This is a genomic window from Brevibacillus laterosporus, assembly GCA_007833815.1.
In the GTDB taxonomy this organism is placed as follows: domain Bacteria; phylum Bacillota; class Bacilli; order Brevibacillales; family Brevibacillaceae; genus Brevibacillus_B; species Brevibacillus_B laterosporus_D.
Map to the genome: position 1 here is coordinate 665,274 of CP033464.1, position 20,517 is coordinate 685,790.

Annotated in this window: 14 protein-coding genes; 3 read left to right on the top strand and 11 right to left on the bottom strand. The window is 40.4% G+C overall.

Annotated elements, in window-relative coordinates:
- The first annotated feature begins 30 nt into the window (after positions 1–30).
- The gene (locus tag EEL30_04435) at positions 31–2,073 is read left to right on the top strand and encodes a penicillin-binding protein (protein QDX91683.1); all 2,043 of its coding nucleotides are present in this window, start codon (positions 31–33) and stop codon (positions 2,071–2,073) included.
- A gap of 184 nt (positions 2,074–2,257) precedes the next feature.
- On the opposite strand, the gene EEL30_04440 is transcribed toward EEL30_04435, so the two are convergent.
- From EEL30_04440 to EEL30_04480, 9 genes are all read right to left on the bottom strand, one after another.
- The gene (locus EEL30_04440; GenBank protein ID QDX91684.1) at positions 2,258–2,476 is read right to left on the bottom strand and encodes a hypothetical protein; all 219 of its coding nucleotides are present in this window, start codon (positions 2,474–2,476) and stop codon (positions 2,258–2,260) included.
- Positions 2,477–2,735: 259 nt separating this feature from the next.
- Positions 2,736–3,251, bottom strand: coding sequence for a hypothetical protein (locus EEL30_04445; GenBank protein ID QDX91685.1), 516 nt, complete (start codon positions 3,249–3,251; stop codon positions 2,736–2,738).
- Between the two features lie 212 nt (positions 3,252–3,463).
- On the bottom strand, positions 3,464–7,897 hold the full coding sequence (locus tag EEL30_04450) for a hypothetical protein (protein QDX91686.1): 4,434 nt from the start codon (positions 7,895–7,897) through the stop codon (positions 3,464–3,466).
- Positions 7,894–8,943: an S-layer homology domain-containing protein gene (locus EEL30_04455; GenBank protein ID QDX91687.1), complete on the bottom strand. Its 1,050-nt coding sequence runs from the start codon at positions 8,941–8,943 to the stop codon at positions 7,894–7,896. Before EEL30_04455 ends, EEL30_04450 begins: the two co-directional genes overlap by 4 nt.
- Before the next feature lie 64 nt (positions 8,944–9,007).
- The gene (locus EEL30_04460) at positions 9,008–9,604 is read right to left on the bottom strand and encodes a hypothetical protein (GenBank protein ID QDX91688.1); all 597 of its coding nucleotides are present in this window, start codon (positions 9,602–9,604) and stop codon (positions 9,008–9,010) included.
- A gap of 155 nt (positions 9,605–9,759) precedes the next feature.
- Positions 9,760–10,269, bottom strand: a complete 510-nt coding sequence (locus tag EEL30_04465; GenBank protein ID QDX91689.1) for a YwgA family protein — start codon at positions 10,267–10,269, stop codon at positions 9,760–9,762.
- Complete coding sequence (locus tag EEL30_04470; GenBank protein ID QDX91690.1) at positions 10,262–11,560, bottom strand: HD domain-containing protein; 1,299 nt, start codon at positions 11,558–11,560, stop codon at positions 10,262–10,264. The genes EEL30_04465 and EEL30_04470 overlap by 8 nt, the downstream gene beginning before the upstream one ends.
- Positions 11,561–11,614: 54 nt before the next feature.
- Positions 11,615–12,553 carry an RluA family pseudouridine synthase gene (locus tag EEL30_04475; GenBank protein QDX91691.1) on the bottom strand — a complete coding sequence of 313 codons (939 nt, stop codon included), beginning with the start codon at positions 12,551–12,553 and terminating at the stop codon, positions 11,615–11,617.
- A gap of 214 nt (positions 12,554–12,767) precedes the next feature.
- Complete coding sequence (locus EEL30_04480) at positions 12,768–13,880, bottom strand: aminopeptidase (GenBank protein ID QDX91692.1); 1,113 nt, start codon at positions 13,878–13,880, stop codon at positions 12,768–12,770.
- Positions 13,881–14,084: 204 nt separating this feature from the next.
- Between EEL30_04480 and EEL30_04485 the strand changes: the two genes are divergently transcribed.
- Complete coding sequence (locus EEL30_04485) at positions 14,085–14,567, top strand: tryptophan-rich sensory protein (protein QDX91693.1); 483 nt, start codon at positions 14,085–14,087, stop codon at positions 14,565–14,567.
- A 400-nt stretch (positions 14,568–14,967) separates the two neighbouring features.
- On the top strand, positions 14,968–16,218 hold the full coding sequence (locus EEL30_04490; protein ID QDX95668.1) for an MFS transporter: 1,251 nt from the start codon (positions 14,968–14,970) through the stop codon (positions 16,216–16,218).
- Positions 16,219–16,319: 101 nt separating this feature from the next.
- Here the strand turns inward: EEL30_04490 and EEL30_04495 are convergent, their stop codons facing one another.
- Positions 16,320–19,241, bottom strand: a complete 2,922-nt coding sequence (locus tag EEL30_04495) for a DUF4855 domain-containing protein (protein QDX91694.1) — start codon at positions 19,239–19,241, stop codon at positions 16,320–16,322.
- A gap of 70 nt (positions 19,242–19,311) precedes the next feature.
- On the bottom strand, positions 19,312–20,487 hold the full coding sequence (locus EEL30_04500) for a class I SAM-dependent RNA methyltransferase (GenBank protein ID QDX91695.1): 1,176 nt from the start codon (positions 20,485–20,487) through the stop codon (positions 19,312–19,314).
- Between the last annotated feature and the right edge of the window lie 30 nt (positions 20,488–20,517).

Genomic DNA, 20,517 nt, shown 5'->3' on the forward strand with positions numbered 1-20,517 from the left:
CCAAACTGTATAGAAAGGACGTGCCTTTTCATGGAAATCATCCGCGAGCATCCATTACTTCGTTGGCTTCGGTGGGGCAAAACTTTTTTAAAAATTCTAGGTCTTACCATGCTGGCGGCTGCATTATCCATCCTGTTTTTAGTCTTATATTTACGATCTCAACCAATGCCTGCCACAGTCATTCATCAAACAACAACCATTTATGCAGGAAACGGAGAAGTTATAGATAGTATTCACCGCGGAGAAAATCGTTATGTCGTCACATTAGACAATATTTCTCCCTATTTAGTTCAGGCCACTCTTTCCATAGAGGATCGTTATTTTTACCAGCACATGGGCATTGACCTAAAACGGACTGCCAAAGCGGCTTATGTGAACGTTGTCGAGATGAACAAATCTCAAGGTGCCAGCACGATTACACAGCAACTAGCTCGCAATCTATATTTGAGTCATGAAAAAACCTGGACACGCAAGATAAAAGAAGCCATGCTTACCATGCAGCTAGAACTTAATTATTCAAAAGATGAAATTTTAGCAATGTACATGAATCAAATCTATTATGGACATTCAGCCTATGGTGCAGAGGCTGCAGCTGAAACCTATTTTGGTAAAAAAGCGAAAGAATTGACACTCGCGGAAAGCTCCATGTTAGCTGGAATCCCAAAGGGGCCTACCTATTATTCACCCATTACTAATTTTGATAATGCAAAAAAGCGCCAAAAATTAATCTTGGCTGCCATGAAACGTGAAGGATATATTACCGAAAAACAAATGAAAGAAGCTTATGAACAAAAACTAACGTTTCGGTCGCCACAAGATACACATAAGGCTTCTGCCACACCTTATTTTCGGGACTATGTTCTTGCATTAGCTAAAGATAAATATGGAATAAGTGAAGAGGCCGTCCAGAATGGTGGATTAAAAATCTACACCACCCTAGACGTTACAATCCAGAAAAAAGCTGAAGAGGCTATTCTGAAAAACATGCCAAAGAATAATCAAGAATTACAGATAGCTTTAGTTGCCATTGATCCCAAAACAGGCTTCATTAAAGCAATGGTAGGTGGACGTGATTATAAAAAAAGCCAATTCAATCGTGTATTAAGTAAACGTCAACCTGGCTCTAGCTTTAAACCAATTATGTATTTATCAGCTTTGGAAAATGGTTTTACTCCGTTAACATTGATGAAGAGTGAACCGACTGTATTTACCTATGAAAATGGACAAGAGTATATTCCTAGTAACTATGGTAATAAATTTACCAATAACTTTATTACTATGCAGGAAGCCATAGCCACATCCGATAATATTTATGCTGTCAAAACCATTAATCAGTTATCACCGCAAAAAACAGTCGATGAGGCTAGAAAACTGGGGATAACCAGCCCCCTACAGGCTGTGCCTTCCCTTGCTTTGGGTACCTCACCCATTTCTCCGTTGGAATTGACAGCAGCTTACAGCACCATTGCAAATAATGGATCTTACATTGCACCTGTAGCTATTCTAAAAATTGTAGACAACACAGGTGCCCTTTTAGCTGAGGATTCCTCTCAGCATGTTCTTGTAGCAGATCCAAGTAGTTCATATGTATTAAATCAGATGATGCAAACTGTTTTTAGTGATACACGTGGTACAGCTAATCGAGTCGTTGCACAATTAAATCGTCCAGTCGCTGGAAAAACAGGCTCTACCGACTATGACTCTTGGATAAGTGGATTTACGCCCCAACTGGTAGCAAGTGTATGGACAGGCTATGACGAAGGAAAGAAGATTGATCCAATCAAGGATGCACGTCTAGCTGCACCACTTTGGGCCGCTTTTATGGAAAGCGCTCTGCAAGATCAACCACCTAGCCAGTTTAATGCCCCCACTGGTGTCGTATCAGTTTATATAGACCCAGTAACCAAAAAATTGGCTACCCAAAATTGTCCACATTCGCAATTAATGTACTTTAAAGAAGGTACAGAACCTCAGGATTACTGTGCAGAGCATATCCCAGAACAAGAATTACCTGACGGAAAACCACTGGAAAAAGAGAAAAAATCATTGTGGGACAAATTATGGGGCCGATAAGACTATAGCTTGAACCATAGAAAAAGGGGCGAGCCATCACCAAGGTGATTGAGGCACGCCCTTTTTACTGTGAGTTTTACACTCCCACCTTTTTGCTTTGTTACTTCTTACTTTGTTACTTCTTATTTCGTAGTTTGCTCTTGCTAACCTCGTGCCTTGGTTTCATACTCTTCTACTACATTTACTATTGTTCTCCGCCGATAACACCATTTCCATCCGTAAATACGTGGTCATTATAAACGGTAATAAGACCATCTTCCTCCAAGTGATCTAGCACTTCAAAAAGGCTTTCTCGCTTTCCCGCTGGCATCTTCCGGATATAGTTATTAATTTCTTGCGGTGTTACATTGTTACGAAAATGTACACCGCCATGTTTTACAAAATGATCATTTTGATTAGACAAGACATACTCCTCCTTTGGGAAGATAAAGTAATGATATGCCTTCTTAGTGTGCATCCCCATGCATAATTCATAACCTACAAATAAAGACAAACAAGGAGAGACATGATGTCGCTCCCTGTTTGCTGACCTAGTGCTTTTTATATACACATCTAAGTTTACTCTTTTTTTGTTTCTTCGTACAATTCTTTTGGCAAGTTGTTCACACAGCGTTCATTTTTTCTAATAAAAACCAGATTTTCAACTGGTGCCCAAGCACAAACTATGCTTGTATTTCTAAACTTTGCTTTAGTTCTTCAGTGGAATTTGCCCACATGTCTGCATTGTGTTCCATCAACAATTTACGTAATGCTACTTTCTCTGTTTCGCCAAGCTCATCCACCATAATTTTGCGTTTCATAGCAGCATCCATGCGGTTAACGTGATCTACCAATAGCTTGTATCCACGACGTGCTTCACGGTCAACTTCCATATAACAAGCAGTTACACCGGCATAATAAGATCCTTCTTCTTTACGATCAATGGTAATCCAAACGATCCAGTATGGTTTTCCATTAGGTACGTCTTCCTTATTCGTGGAAAACTTGATGCCTCGCTCTACCGTACTCTTGGCATGCATAGCTCCCATGTCAATATAGGCATCGTTTCCTTCAACATCAATAATGACAGCAGAAACATGATTTAAGTCAAGTACTCCTTGACCAAATCCACCATGAACATCTGTCTTTCCGCTCACAATGGTAAATCCATTATTCTTTTTATTATCAAATAAATTCATTTTATCACCAGCCTCTAAAAAGATCTTCTGTCTATTTTACCCCGAAAGCTCATACTCGTGCAATTTTTAGGGTGCATCAACTCGCCTGTTTATTCCAAGCAGTCTATATTTATGGTGATATGAACCTCTAACTATTCGATATATCATATCGACAGGTATTGCTTCTGCCAAGTATAACGGTAGATAAAGACAGAAAATCATGCAAGGTATTTTTATTTTGTAATGTGATTACGGATTCCTTGGCGTTCCCATGCATTTGCAATGATCGTAAAAATAGCGCGATACTCATCGATATGATGCCTAAGGCTATTTGACTTTTGAGGATATGAAAAGCCCTTTTTTACCCCAAAGCTAAATTCTATCTGGAATTGAACAGCATAGCTTTTTCCCTTCTCAAATCCTTTTTGCTTATCGCCCATTAATGGAATATCTATGCCTAGTTCCCGTTTGCCCAGCTTATCGATTGTCTGTTCCGTTCCCTTCCATAAAGCAGGGCTAATTTGTCGCAAACGTAATTGAGATTGTAATAGGTCGTTCCGTTTTCCACGTTCCGAAATCCAAGCATTTGCTGAGACAACCAAAGGGAGTTTTTTGCTGACAGGATGTTTATGTCTATCTTCAAGTATTACCCTAGTTAAAATTCGTTCACCTGCATAGAAATCATTTCGTTTACTATCTGGATAACGATCACGCGCATGGTATTCCTTCCATTCCTCCGTATGCTCTATTATTCCTTTTCCATTTGGTTCAAAAACATGAAATTCTTGCTGAGTCCCTTTCACCTTTATCGAATAACGGTTAGCAATTTCGTATTGTTCTTGCTCCTCTACGCACTTCTTTCCTATTGGATTACCTTCCTCATCCTCTTTTTCTGTTGGCTCATCACATATTTTATAGCTTACATCTAGCTTGATTGTGTAAGGGGCTTTAATTTCAAAACCATCTGCCCTTACGTCGTATTGTAACGCTTGTAAAATATCCCCCCATGTAGTTCGAGTTGGTATCATCGCTCCAGCATAAGAAAACGATAGCAACTCTTTTTGCGGATCAATCTGATAGCTATTTGGTTGACCTGGTCCTTCTACTTTCATTCCAATAAGAGGAGGCCAAACAGTTATTGGACTACTTCTTGATTGAAATGGACTAGGTACTGCATTCACTATAATATCTACGTACCCTCTGATCCTTAACATGCTTTCAATCTGAGCTGTCCTTTCCCGAACAGCTTTCTCAATTTCCCCGTCAATCTTCAAAAATGCCTGGTTAATTGCCGCTTGATTAATTTCCACATCAATTCGCATCGGTTCCTTTTCCCAGACACCGTCCCGTTTTCCTTGAAGCAAACGGTTGCTAGAATCGTACAATTTTAACAGAAGTGTACCACCATCTACCTCACCACCCGGTTGGCAACTCGGACAATCAGGCAAACCTGCTTTTATCACTTCAATCGTTACTTCATACGTGCAATTATCAAATTTATCATTTCTACTATTGATCGTTCCTTTGATGTTATAGATACCTGGCTTCAACATAGGAAGCCTGAGAAAGCCCAATTCCTCTTTAGGTTGAAATACCTCTGGGGAAATTGACCATTTTACATGTTGAGTCAGCCCTTTCCAATCATCTGCATTATCATTAAGTAGAAAGAAAGATTTTGTACCTTCAACAATTGTCAGTTTTTTATGGTTAACATTATAAGTAAACTTGATGGGCTCATCTTGTAGGAGATGGATAAAATAGCTAGAGCAATCTCCTGTTTGATTGGGGTCAATCACCAACGTAAACGTGAAACTACAGCCCTGTAAATGAGGGTATCTTGGATCATTTACCTTAGCAGTAATGACGTAGGTCCCTACTCCCGTTTGTTGACCAATAAACTTATCTTTAGAGTTGAATGCCATATTTGGTAGATCAGATAACCAATCTGCTTGAATAATAGAAGTACCCATGGTTTGTTCTGCTTGGGAACTATTATCCGTAAGCATTAACGTCCATTCTTCCAGACCAGAAACTCGAAACTTCTTCGTTCTCTTATTCATATCATGATAGTATTCATTGGTTGCCTTGTTATAGAAATGCAAATAAATATCCTCACAACCTTTTCCTTTAACCACAACTTCTATAACCTTCAGACACTCTCTGCCATTCTGTAGCGCTTTTAATTCTAATAAATAGGTCGTTTCTTCGTTATTTATAAGACTATAGATAAAAGGATTACCACTTGCCTCAGCCACTACATGTCCAGATTGGGATAACGTCCATGACACTAGTAGATCCTTATCAGAATGGTCGTATAAACTTTTTACTTTGATGTTGTTCATTCTTCCTAATTCAACTTCAAGTTTACTCTTGCCATTTACTCTCTTTATATCTACTTTATCTCCATTCACATATGCTTCCATGGTTACATCATCACAAGTAAACCCACCTACATAAATTTTGAACTCTTTCTTACACTCCAACCCGTCCTGCTTAAAAATAGCAGTCAAGGTGTAGCTCTCTTGCGTCAAATCAGAAAATTCGTGGGCAAAAATCGTTCCATCCCACGTAATGATTGTTTTTTTATCCCTATCTCGGGTCAAAATCCAATCTCCCCTAAAATTATCTTCATCAAATAAATATCCACTAAATCTCACATACTGTTTGCCCGGTTTTAAGGTAAGTGCCTGATTATCCAACAGCACCATCTTTTCATTTACCTCGACTTCAACTGTAAAATCTGTACATGTAGGCTTCTTCACTTCTACTGTGATTCTCCAGGTGGGGCAATCAGCGAAATCATCATCAGAATTGTACGTCCAAATTTCATATTTTCCTATCTGATCAAATGTCACTTGCTGTTTCTTATCGTATTTTTGGGAGGTCGGTAGCTTTAGATGATTGGTTGGGCTATTTCTCCACACATAACGATCTTTACCACCACGATCGTCACTATCCAGATACCGATTTATGGTGTATGTGCTACCATCTGGCTTTATAATCTTCCATAAAAGATAGACAGGTGTATTAGGATTATCCTCAAATCGATGAGAAGCATAAATGTCCAGATCACCATGCAAGGGAACCTCGATTGTTTTCCCCGACATAATTTGGTCATTCCCGCCCTTGTCATACGAATAGGTTGGACAATCGATCTTGTCCGATTTCCAATTAAACTCTTTTTGCCAACACTCAGAGCCATCGTCACTCGTGAATGTAATGTTAAAAGAAGCATATGGTGCGATACCAATTTCCATCCATGTTGAAGAGGTAGGGCTTAACGGACTGTTGTTCAAATAATACGTCCCACGAATAGGAGCTTCTATTCGGAGCGTATCAGCTTGATCAAGAATGGTAAAACTATCACCACTTGGCATCTGTATATCTTTTTCATATTTTGTCCCATTTAGCAGGACGCGAAATGTTTGAGTTGATTTGCAGTCAGGCTTTTCTTGCTTAGGCGGTACTACTTCTTGAATCCAACATTCAGTACCATCTGTTGAAGTAAAACTAATCTGTTTAACGCCAGTGATTGGGATGTTGCTAATGTTTTTTCCTGTCTGATAAACCGTATTATTAATCCGTAATGTTCCTGTTTTGGTGAAGTTCAGAGAGATGCTATCTGCACCCTGTGGCATCTGGAAGGTCTTGTTGGAGGGAAGAAGTTCTTTTTTATTTTTAATGTGTAGTTCTGCTGTGGTTTTTGAGGTAGTCGGATCACACACACCTCCAACGACAAATGTCTTGGTGTAGGGATAGTGGTCTGCATTTCGCCACTGATAATCTTTTACATAGAGGTTAACTTCGTACAATCCTGGTTCAGTTACTTTGTAAGAAAAGGGCTTGCTTTGCCAAGAGGAGGCACCTGTTGTTCCGACCGGTACAATTTCTTTGTAACTGCCCCCTGTGCTTTTATTGTATATGGTAAATTTATCTATAATAATTCTTCTGTTATAAGCGGAAAAAGCTTCAGCTTGTCCAGTGATGCTTACCGTATCATTTACTTTGTAGCTTAGGTTTAATGGTCCTATGCTTCCTGTAGGCACTCTGGTCTGCGTGTATTTGGCAAATCCGATGTACTTGGCATAGCCTTTTTTGTAAGGCTCGAATCCAAATCGCCCTCCTCCCATGCCACCACATAGTTCGATTAGTTGTGAGAGGGAGACAACGTCCATAATGTTTGAAGGATTATTATTAGCTTTAATTTGATAAACACTTATTTCCTTACTGATAAATCTCCAATTACCTCCTAACTTATCAATCCAAGCCTGCATGTTTTCAAGGTTAATCATGGGGTACCCGTTGTCAGAGTCCTTATTAGATTCAACTAGGGAGAGTACTTCTTGTTTCGATATGTTTTTTTTGTCTACCAAATCTCCGTCAACATAGACATACATTCTATGTAGCCTGTAATCTTCACTGCTTATCTGCAATGGATCTCTTGGATCATTACTGTGTTTTCTTTTCACTTGTACTAGATCATGTGTTTTTGGATTCCCTCCATTCCCCTTGGTCCCTGGAGTATAATCATTATCTATGGTGATAATTTCAGGCATTCCCTTAAAATTTGGTGCTGAGAGATTTCTAGCTTCCACTCTCTGCAAATCAACTGGTAATAAAGAAAATAAAATTACAAACGTTAAAAATACATAAAATGCTTTGTTCATATATGAGCATCCAAATTCCTTATCAAATATTCCGTATCATCGAACGAAAGGTCTAGCACATTCTGAGGAGTAAGATTTGGTAGTTTCCATTCATACAGTACCGTGGTATTAGAATCGAAAGTAGCGCCAAAAATTAATTTACCCTTTGGATCGATCGAAAAATCACCTTGTAATTCCTTTATTTCCCCATCAATATTTTGTATTAATGAAGCTTGCTTTACATACAACACATCAGGTAAACTCGGAACTTTACCCGTCAATTTACCACTCTTAATAGTCAGAGATTTTTGTATCTGATCAATCCAGCTATTACATTCGTTCAGATGGTGGATTTTAGTTGATATTAGCTTTAATGAATGAGCTGCTTCAGCTCTAGTAAAACTATCTGTCATTAAAGCAGTTTGTTGTACGAACTTCATACTTTTCATTGCAAGCTTCCCATTAGGCTGATACAACCCATTAACAAATTTGTTACTAGATAAAAGTAAATTATTTTGATAAGTGTACTGAAACACATCAGTCTGCTTATGCCCCCAAGCATTCGTTATCCAAGCAGCCGCCTCGTATCTAGTAATCCCCTGATCAGGATGGATTTTAATATCTGGTGTCATCCAGCCTGCTTTAGCTACCTTTTCATAGGCATCCTTGGCCCAAGATTTGGCTGTTTCGGGATGGGGCTGTTTCTCTTTAAGCTGGTGTAGCGAAACTAAAGCGGACAAGAATTGGGACTGCGTGATAGGTTCGTCAGGTCGGAATTTCCCATCGGAGTAGTTCCCTAGCCATTTATTTTGTAGTGCCATATCAATTTCTTTTTCCGCCCAATGCTTAGCATAATCTTTTTGCTTCACCGTTGATTTTACAAGTGGCTGCTTACTGCTGATTAATTCCTGATGGTTTATAAATTCGTCTCTAGCATACGCCCCTGCTTGAACAACATCCGCTCCTCCCACGACACTCAAAGCTATTGCAATGATAATCCATGATTTTCGATTTACTCTCATTTCTATCTTCCCTTCTCCGTTCCTTATTTTGATTTTCCTAGACACCTGCCTCTACCTTTTAAATTACGTCCATAAAATTCCATTTCTATTCTTTTATACCATGATATCACTACTTTTGTTCACTCAAACCTACCTGTAGAAGAAATTGATTCATCCGATACAGCGCATCCACTGCTTGTTCTATACTTATGTTTTGTTCATTTACTGGTTGTCGTTTTGCCAAAGAATCGTTTAAGAACCAGCCTTCTACGCTTTCTAAGCTTAATGTACTCTGGTTCGTTCTTCCATTAACGGTCATCATGATAAACTTTGCCGCTTCACGTCTGCTCAGTTCACCATCTGGTTTAATCTGACAAGAACAATCTATGACACCATTTGCTTTAGCTGCTGCATAAGCGGGAGCAGACGGATGATTTTCTGCTCCTGCTGGCACTTCCCCTTCCTCTCCAGGTAGCTTTGCTACCTTTACGATCATTTGTAAAAACTCACCTTGCTTGATTCTTTTAGATTTTGCATCGGCTAAAATTTGATTCTCTATTGGAATTAGCTTCTCCTTAGCTCCCCACTCCCATGCTGTATTTATACGCTCGGTAAAAGGCCACATTTCCTGTGCCTGGACTCCCCATACTCCACCCATAAAGGAAAATACAGCCGTAACCATCACCCATAAAACTACAGAGTACCGTTTCCAAAAGCTTTTATTCATCGGAACCACCCTTTCTACTACCTATGCTTCTCTACCTTACGCTTATGAAAAGTATGCACCACTGATTTAGGACAAAAAAAATCTCGTTCACACATAAAAGTGAACGAGATTGTTGTGCCCGCGGGCTCTAAAATGAGATGTAAGTACATTCAAGCCTATTGTTGCATGCTAATTTGTCTGCATTCATCCAGAAAAGTAAGTCCCTTTTGCACTTCCTCTTCTGTATAACGCTGTTTGCTTTTCAACGTAAAGATTTTTACCAACATTTCCTCATATGATAAGTGCTCAAAGTAAAGAATGGTGGAAACCAACTCAAGAAACCGGGAATTTTCTTCATTCAGACGTTTAATGAGACGCTCTCCCAGCCCTAAGTCTATATCATGATAACGCAAAAACTCTTGTCCCAATTCGTTCAGGGAATAACGATATACTTCAATCGCTCCCTTGCTCTCATGTTGCTCGTTCAACAGACCAAAGCTACACAATTCATCTACGCGCAATGTCAGCTCTTCGGAATAAGGCCCGAACATATGAAACTCAAATCTCTCCTCAAAATCCACCTGCATTTTCTTGGATATATACACCATTTTTTGCAATTTCTTCCTTCCTGTTACTTCACCAAGGACCTCAACTAGCCGCATAATTTTGGCGTGCCCTTTATGCATCCGACATCACTACTCCTAGTCGTTCTTTAATCTTTTGGGCATGCTCAGCGGGCAGCGTCTCTATCAGATCGGCAGGATAGTAAAGCTTGTAGTCAAATCTCCGTTTCCCACAAACCGCTTCTACAATCTCTGACATCGTTGATAATTCCGCTTGCTCACCGTTAGGCTTGACCAACATGATAGAAATCCGCTCTTGTTCTTTTCCAGGGCGATAATAATCATAGGGCAGATCGGATGTAGAATCAACTTCTACATAGTAGTCGGGATCAATTCCCGCTTCTTGAAACAATTCCCTAATCTCATACTCCGTTCGGAAATTTCTAGGATTATATTCGACGTACTGCAAGAGATTCCTGTCTAAAAATCGCGAACACAAATCAGATAAAATGGAATCCCGCTCATTTCGCCATTGATGCATATAAAAATACACAATCGATTCATCCAGCATTAAATAGTCTTCCAATTGGATACGATCACAGAAAAAAGGTAAGAAATGCGTCGGCTCTAATTGAAAGCCGTAATCATGATGAAATAATTCCTTCGCACGTTTAAAAATTTTATGCAGAACAACTTCTGCACTCCGCGTCACTGGGTGAAAATAAACTTGCCAGTACATTTGATAGCGTGACATGATGTAGTCTTCCACCGCATGCATCCCACTCGCTTTGATCACAGCCCCGTCTTCAGAGGGCCTCATCACGCGAAGAATACGCTCTATGTCAAAATTACCGTAGTTCACTCCCGTATAATAAGCATCTCGCAATAGATAATCCATTCGATCGGCGTCTATCTGACTAGAAATGAGAGAGACAATCAGTTTATTCTCATACGTTTTCGCGATGACCTCCGCAACCTTTTTAGGAAACGATTCACTAACCGTACGCAAAATTCGATTAATACCTGTCTCACCCATAATAATTTTTCTCGTCCATTCCTCATGATCTAAACGAAATACTTTTTCAAAGGAGTGTGAGAAGGGACCGTGTCCAACATCATGCAACAAGGCAGCACAAAGACACAGTAGCTTTTCCTCATAAGGAAGCTTTACTCTACCCTCGAAGGTTTCTAGAATGCGTCTCATGATTTCGTAAACGCCCAGGGAGTGATTGAATCGACTATGTTCGCCTCCATGGAAGGTAAAATAACTCGTTCCAAGCTGCCTAATACGCCGCAGACGTTGAAACTCCGGTGAATCAATTAGTTCCCAAATCACTTTCTCTCTGACATGTACATATCGATGAACGGGATCTTTAAAAACTTTCTCCTCGTCTAACAGCCTCTGTTCTACCATGCTTTACACCTCCACCCTTCCCCATAAACATTTAATCCGTGCATACATCTATCTTTATAGCATAGAGTTTGGGAGAGAAAACCTTTCTTCCACAAAGCGTTGCATCTTTTGCGGCATAGGTGCCTTGATTTGAAGTAATTCCTCTGTCACTGGATGATTAAAACTAATCTGATAGGCATGGAGAGCCTGATTGGAAAAGCCCATCCGAGCGCCTCTGTATAAGGTATCACCAACCAAAGGATGGTCCACATACTCAAAATGCACACGAATTTGGTGCGTCCGTCCGGTGTCTAATTTAATATCGACCAAGCTAACTTCATCATTTGTAGCCAGCACCTTATAATGGGTAATCGCTTCCTCGCCTTTTTGATGTACCTGACGCTTTACTTTATGCATTGGATCTCGTTTGATCGGTTCTGCTATTGTTCCAGATTCCTGTTCCATACGACCAGTTACCAAGGCAATGTAATTACGATCTACATTTCCTTCCCGCATCAGTTTATCTGCTAACTGATGGGCATAACTACTTTTCGCAATCAGAATAGCTCCAGAAGTCTCTCGATCTAGACGATGGACCGTGTGTGGCATAAGAGACTTGCCCTGCTTGCTCCAATATAGTACCAGTTGATTCAACAAAGTATCATGCTGATCCTCTCGAATGGGATGTGTAGTCATTCCTGTAGGCTTATTGACAACAATAAAATACTCATCCTCATGTAAAATCTCGAGTTGGACTTCAAATGGTGCTGGCGGTAACATAACTAGGGCTTCCTGCTCCCGTTTATCGTCAAAAATTCGTACAGAAATCAGATCTCCAGCCTTTACCTGTCTCTTGAGAAAGGGAGCTTTACGATTTACTAGTATCCCTTTACTGCGCGTCAAACGTTGTAGCATACGTCCAGAGACAGACATTTTTTGTCGTATGATCTCCTCAACGGTCATCCCTTTTTCCTGTTCGTCTACAATGTGATCCAACCATTTTTTCATTTTCATAGCTTGTAATTTCTCCGTTCTTCAGTTTCTACGCTTCATTGTAGCGAAAACCGAGATCGGATGCCACTTAGAAACAAGGTAATTATCGTTTTATCGGGAACTAAATGAAAATAAGAGAAAAACAAACAGAAAAAGCCTGGAATCACCAGGCTTTTCGATACATGCTCTGTTCTTGAAATTTGTCCATTTTCGGTTCCTTAGTTCTTCGCAGTGCTTAGGATTTTAAAGCATCTGGATTAAGACCTTTTAATGCATCTAACACAAACAGTCCATCTTTACGGATCAGCACATCATCGAACCAAATTTCACCGCCACCATATTCTGGACGTTGAATATTTACCATGTCCCAATGCACAATGCTACGATTACCATTATCAGCATCTTCATACGCCTGACCTGGTGTAAAATGGAAGCTACCTGCGATTTTCTCGTCAAATAAAATATCATTCATCGGATGTAACACATACGGATTTACCCCAATGGCAAATTCGCCAATATAGCGTGCTCCCTCGTCAGTATCAAGAATCTCATTGAGTTTTTCAGTATTGTTGGAAGTTGCCTCAACAATTTTTCCTTTTTCAAAACGCAAAGCAATATTTTCAAATTTAGTTCCCATGTATTGTGTCGTGGCATTATGGGTCAGCACACCATTCACAGAGTTACGCACAGGAGCTGTGAAAATTTCTCCATCTGGAATGTTATTTTCCCCTGCACAGATAACGTTTGGAATACCTTTGATCGAGAAGGTCAAATCCGTTCCCGGCCCCACTAGGCGGACTTTGTCTGTCTCATTCATGAGCTGTTTTAAGGGCAGGAAAGCATCGTGCATTTTTCTATAGTCCGTTGTACATACATCAAAGAAGAAATCTTCAAATGCATCTGTCGACATACTCGCATTTTGGGCCATTGATGCCGTTGGATAATTAAGTAGAACCCAACGAACATTGGCTATCATGTAATCACTGATTGGTTTTAGTACTTTAAAGTGCTCCTGACGCTTATCATTTGGTACATCAGACATTTCACTATCATTATCAACCCCGTTAATAATGATGTTTGCATGCTGATCTTTTATACGCCCTTCAGACCATTTTTTTATATATTCTGCTCGTTCAGCACTAGCATGCATCATTAGTTCCCGTTGAATTCGTGTATCCATAATCTCCACATACGGATAGGCCCCGATAGCATATGCCTCTTTTATCAACTCTCTAGCCAATTCATGCCCGTTTCCGCGGACTTCGATATTCAAAACTTCCTTTTCCTTCAAACCAACAGAATAATGCAACAAATTATAAGCTAATTTTTTTAAGCGTGGATCTTGCACGATAAAAAGCCTCCATTCCGTTCTAACATGAGATTTATTACAAATTGTAGCACAGACGTTTAACACTTTGTGCTTCTGATTAAAAATATTTTATCAGAACAATCAACTCACCTTTTCTGCTGGCCATTGAATTCGAAATAATAAGCATGGACGTCAAAATTAGTAATAAACTAGTACTAGCTCATAGGAAGGAGGTAGTTTTACATGACCCAGCAAAAACCAAGCATATTATCCTCCATCGTGCTATTTTTAGTGATCGTAGCTCTTTATTCTTTGTCAGGTATTCTTTTTCCAAATGACCAAATTTGGTATAACACCATTACAGAGCCTTCTTGGACCCCCTCAGGTAAATTGATTGGTATCATCTGGTTTATTTTATACGTACTGGTTGCTCTTGCAGTAGTTGTATTACAACGAACCGTTGGATTGGATAATCTGAACCACTCTTGGTATCTATTGTTTGCGATCAACTATGTCGTCAATCAAGCTTATACCTTTTTCCTGTTTGTTCAAAAGGACTTATCCTTGGCCTTCTGGGATTGTCTGGCTGTCGCAATATCGACCCTGTTATTGCTATTGTATACGGGCAAATACTCAAGGTGGGCAGCACTGTTACTCATTCCTTATCTGGTTTGGGCCAGCTTTGCAACATACTTGTCTTGGGTTATTTATCAAATGAATCTCTAAAAGCATATCTTGCACATCTATACAAAACCTGGTAGAATTTCATTTATCAAAAAATACCGAAAATAAAGGGGCATGTAACCAATGAAATTCATCAGTAAAGAATTTGTAGCCATCTAGTCTAAATGTAGCAGAGATAAAAGGTTTTTCTTCCTTTTATCATGCTTATTTAGATCGGCTTTCTTCTTTACTGATTGAAATAAACGGTTATGGTGCTCCGTTTCTTATAAAAGAAGCGGCATTTATGCGAATGAACTTGTTTGCTAGACAAGTTTTTCAGCATATTGTCGCTTTTTTATTAAAAGAGCGACACTCTAACAGGAAGCATAACCTGTTTCTATTTCAAACAGAAAGGGGGAGCCAACATGAAATTAGCTCGGAAAACACGTTGGAGGTGCAGCTCATGAGTTGGCTGTCTTGGGATTTAAACTTAAAGGTTCGTCTGGTCGGAGAAACCTTATTTGCAATTTTTCTATGGATGTTCTTACCCTTCATGGCCCTGTTTTTCAGTGAAACATTCGGTAAGGGGACAGCTGGTGCATTATTGATCCTTCCCCCATTACTCAGTGTTGTCATCAGCTTGGCTGGAGGTCGTATTTCAGATAAAATTGGGCGTCGCCCTGTCATGCTATTTTCTGTAGCATTTCAGGCCCTTATGTTTCTTCTATTCTTTCTATCTTCCTCACCTTGGATGATGTATCTTGCTTTTGTCGGTCTTAATCTGAGTGGCGCTCTATATCAACCAGCTAGTGAAGCTATGATTGCAGACCTAACCAATGAAGAGGATCGGAATTTTGTATTTGCGATGTTTTACACAGCAATGAATTTAGGTGTAGTAATCGGTCCTCTATTTGGTGCCTTTTTCTTTGTGAATTACCGTAATGAGCTCATGCTAGCATGTATGTTGGTCACTATTACCTTATTCGTCGTCTATTTCTTCATTTTAAAAGAGACCAGACCGGCAGTGACTCTGATTGACTCAGACCCGGTTAATCGAACACCTAGTTGGAAAAAAGAATTACAGTCTTTTCAAGTCATTTTTAGTGACAAAGTTTTTTCTCTTTACTTGTTAGCGGGTATTTTTGTGTTTATTACCTTTTCCCAGATGGATCTTTACATGGCGATCTATATAAAAGAACATGTGTTCAATCAACCGTTTCTATGGTGGGGTGATTGGTCCTTCTCTCTAGGTGGAACGTCCTTTTTTGGATGGATGATGGCCTTGAATGGCTTCATGGTAGTAACTCTAACAGCAGCTATGACACGCTGGATTAGTGCCTGGAGCGATCAAAAAGCGTTTATGATTGCATCATTTTTGGGTGGAATAGGCTTTTTCATGATGGCTTTCAGTGGAAATATATGGTTCTTATTCTTCTGTATGGCAGTTCTCACATTAGGAGAATTAATAAGAACACCAATCGCATTAGGTTTCGTCAGTAAATTAGCACCTGAACACCAACGTGGGCAGTACATGGGAGCTTCCACCCTACAATTTACGATTGGACGCATCATGGCACCGTTACTCGTTACTTTATCAAATTGGTTTGGTCCGCTAGCAATCTTCGGAATGATTTTTGGTGTGGCAATACTAAGTATCCTATGTTATCAAAAAATGTTTACCATTATGGCTCGAAAAAATTCTGTCCAATCTTAATGTCTGCCTGTGGAAAGTAAGTCCTAAAAAAACAGGCCCCTGCTTCTCATCCTTTAGTGAGCGGCGGGGGCCTGTTCTACATTTCAACGCATGACGTGTACTTATTCTTTCGTTTCAACCTTTTGAGCATCGGCTGATTTCTCTGTTTCAGCCTTCTGATCGTCTTTTTTTCCAGCTTCATCCTTAGAGGTAGCATTCGCCTCACCAGAGTTTTGCTTTTGTTCCTCCGGCTTAGTATCTGGAGTTGGCACTACCTCAGGAACAAGGAACTCTTTTATATCAAATTTGCCCTTCATCCATTTGTACGTATCATCATAAATCTTTCTGGCTTGTGGCTCTTTACTTTGATAAGCCGACAGTAGGTTTTTGGACCCGAAATAATACGCATGGATTTTATCCTTATCAATTCCAATCTTATGACCTGCAATCAATTGATTGTAGTAAGTGCGATAGAGGCGCATGTCGCTGAAGAATTTCTGGTCCCCCTCTATCTCTACACCCATTCCATACTTATTAGCTACCTCTAAGGTTAGTTGAACCCGTTCAATCGGTACCTCATTTGCCTGATAGTAATTAGGCTGTAAGAAAGCGTAATCGAACCCAAGGTTTTTCCACTCTTCTAACCCTGGAGCGCCATAGTACGGAATCCAGTAGAAACGGAACCCGTGATAATGAACCATATCAGCTGTATTGCGTATTAACTCACGTTCTTTCGGTGCCGCATCATCCACAAGCTCTTGGAACCAGTAGATCCCCTCTAACTTCAAATATTTATAGTCTGATTGATACCAACGATTTAACAGCTTATCCTTGTACCAAGTAATGGCTGCTAGACGGTTTTTATACGCTTGCTCTTCACCGACCTTGGCAGGGTCAAAGGATAAAGATGGCCCATTTTCCTCTAGTTTGCCCCAATCACTTACCTTAGGTGAAGGATAAGGCAACGTTAGTACCACCTTTTCCACCTTTGTGTTTAGCACAAGGGAATTACGTCGTTTATTTATTTCTAACATAGCTGCATTTAAGGCATCCAATTGACGGCCTGATTGGAACAGACTGTCCATGTAATTCTCCCACGAAGCCTTCGTTTCAGTCATGTTCGGGAAAGGAAGGAACAACATGGTGTCAAACATCTGATCAGCGACTGTACCATCTGGCTCAATATAGCCTGCCATTGGCAAAAAGTCATCTTTGGACCAAGTACCCAGATCTGCGTATTCCCCATGGTATACGAGTAGCATATCTTTTACCCGATCATCAGCTCTATTATCTTCTATAGGAGTGCTCGTTTTACTTAAAGGAAAGGAGATCAGCTTAGCTTGTGTAGGCCCTGCTTCATGTCCATAGACCTTCAGTTGTTTAGCAAATGTGAACACTTTTACTGGAAAACGTAGTCGGACATATTGCGCATCCACTTCTGGTAAGCTCACACGTAGGGTTCGATCAAGCTTTTGCAATTCACCTGGAGAAATAGAATGTGTAGCTTTACCTGCATATCCCCAAATCTTCCCATCACGCGATACTTCAATCTCCATTTCGGAAGGCAGTGTAATCCCGCTTGTCTTCTCTTGTCTAAAGGTAAGCTCCACCATATCCAGCGTATGCACCTTCTTCAAATCAAGCGTTACTTCACGTCCCATTTGACGTAGATAGCCTGTCCATTCATCTGCTGGATCTGTTAATCCACCAGCTGGACCCGGATATTTTTTCTCTGATTCATTAAACAAAGGGTCAGCAGGATCGAGTGGTTTCACAGTTACATGACTGTTCTGTGCATAATTGATCCAGCCCTCTTCTAGCTCTTCCTCTTTTTGTTCCTTTTTCTCTTCCGTAACCGCCTTGCTGATGGCAGCTTCTGTTGCAGAAGCTACCGGCTGACTTGATTGCTTTTGCTCAGTTGCTTGTTTTGACTCAGCAGTTTGTTTCTTTTCATCAGCTTGCTTTTTCTCATCAGCTTGTTTCTTTTCGTCATCTTGTTTCGTATCGTCAGCTTTGGACTCAGTACCATTCGATTTGTTTTCGTCTGTTTTTGGCTGATCCTCCGCTTTTTTCTCTTCTTCGGCTACACCGTGACTTGTAACCTCTACAGGTATTTGGATACTTTGATATCCAACCGTTACAGTTATAACCCCACTACCAGCTACTGCACCCGCTACAAAAGTACCGTCCGCAGAAATATGACCTATCGCTTTATGATCAAAAGCAAATATCGGCGTAAATGGTAATGGTTGGTCTCCCTCAGGTCTTACCTTGATCTGTTCCGTCATTCCAGTCATGACCTTGATGCTGGATTGATTGACGGTAAAGCCTTTTACATCTGCCTGCTTTTTACGAAGTTCTACTAGGCGCTCCACTAGAACAACAGCATCGCCACGCGTCAACATTTTATCTGGTTGAAATGCACCCTTATAAGCTGTTAACCAACCTTGACGTACCGCTTCATAACTAGCCTTTTGCGCGTAGCTTGCAATCTTTTGTTCATCCTGAAACGTGGCAGGATCAGCTTTTTTCTCCGTTGCTCCAAAGGAAAGATGCTGATTAACTCTCTCTAGCATTACAGCTAACTCTTGACGCGAAAGAGGATCCTTTCCTCCCATGCTACCGTCAGCTTTTCCTTTTATAACACCATTGTCAGCCAATGTAGATGCGTAGGCTTGATACACACTATCTTTAGAGAGATCAGAAAATGTACTCTCTGCATGCTCACTTGGTAACAATCCTAATGAACGTGACAATAACATAATAAAATCTTGGCGGGATATCTGTGCATTTGGACGAAACTCGGTAGCTGTCACTCCATTAATGACCTGCATGTTGGCAAGATGCTCAATTGCCTTTTCCGCATAGTGACCTTTCGTATCTACGAATTCACCATTTCCTTGATTAGCAGAAGAGGATACCGGAATAGAAGCACTTCCCTCATTTGCCGCGAAAGCCTGCGTAGGCATGACACCTGAGGTAAATAACAATGTAGTAGCTGTCGCCACACTCATAAGTCTATGAGTAAAACCTTTTTTCCACATAAAAAACAACCTCTCTCCTTCCCTGAGTCGATCCCTTTATCTACTAGACATTCGACCCTGTATATGACGTTTATCTCTCTTGGTCTGTTACATCCCCTGAAGTGGTGCGTGGACGCGGTGGACGCGGTCCAAAGAATTGATAGTAGTCAACACGCATGTTTCCATTAAATAATTTGCGTTTTTTGCTGGCTTTCTTGCCAAAAGATGTCTCGAAATTTTCATCTGACGTAATCACGTAAGAAGACCATGTATCTAGTTTACCAAACACTTGCCCCATGTCACGATACAATCTTTCTACGGTACGATAATCGCTTAGACGCTCTCCATATGGCGGGTTGCAAATCAGATATCCATACTTTTTCTTGGAGCTTAAATCTCGCATATCCATACGTTGAAAGTGAATAGCATCATCTACTCCCGCTTCTTCTGCATTACGTCTTGCTATTTTAATAACTTCTTCATCATAATCGGTTCCGATAATCTCTAACGGACGATCATATTGGGCCAAATCATGAGTCTCTGCACGGGCTTCACGCCATGCCGTACGTGGAATAATCGGCCAGTTCTCCGATACAAACTCTCTATTCATACCAGGAGCAATATTTCTACCAATCATAGCCGCTTCAATGGGAATCGTACCTGAACCACAGAACGGATCGATCAGAATACGATCGGGATTCCAACGGGAAAGAATGATTAATGAAGCAGCCATTGTTTCCTTAATTGGAGCTGTTCCGATCCAATCACGATAGCCGCGTTTATGCAAACCTGCTCCACTTGTATCAATGGTCAGCGTTGCAATATCTTTTAATAAAGCCACTTCAATTTTAAACGTAGGTCCATCTTCGTCAAACCAACTAGTATTGTAGGTTCCCTTTAAGCTTTCCACAACCGCCTTTTTTACGATTGCCTGACAGTCGGATACACTGAACAGCTCCGACTTTACCGATTTTCCCTCTACAGGAAAGTGACCGTTCTCTGGAATAAAGTCAGCCCATGGTAATGCCTTTGTCTTCTCAAATAATTCATCAAAGCTCGTTGCCTTACATTCTCCAATTTTCAACCGAATACGATCTGCCGTGCGGAGCCACAGGTTTGTCCGAGCGATATCTGAAATATCGGCCCGAAACATTACCTTTCCATTCTCCACCTGCACATTCTCATATCCCATACCACGTACTTCTTCTGCCACTACTGCTTCAAGACCAAATGCAGCCGTTGCGATTAAATCTACTTGATGTTTCATGTTTATTCTCCTGCCTTTATGCATCTATTC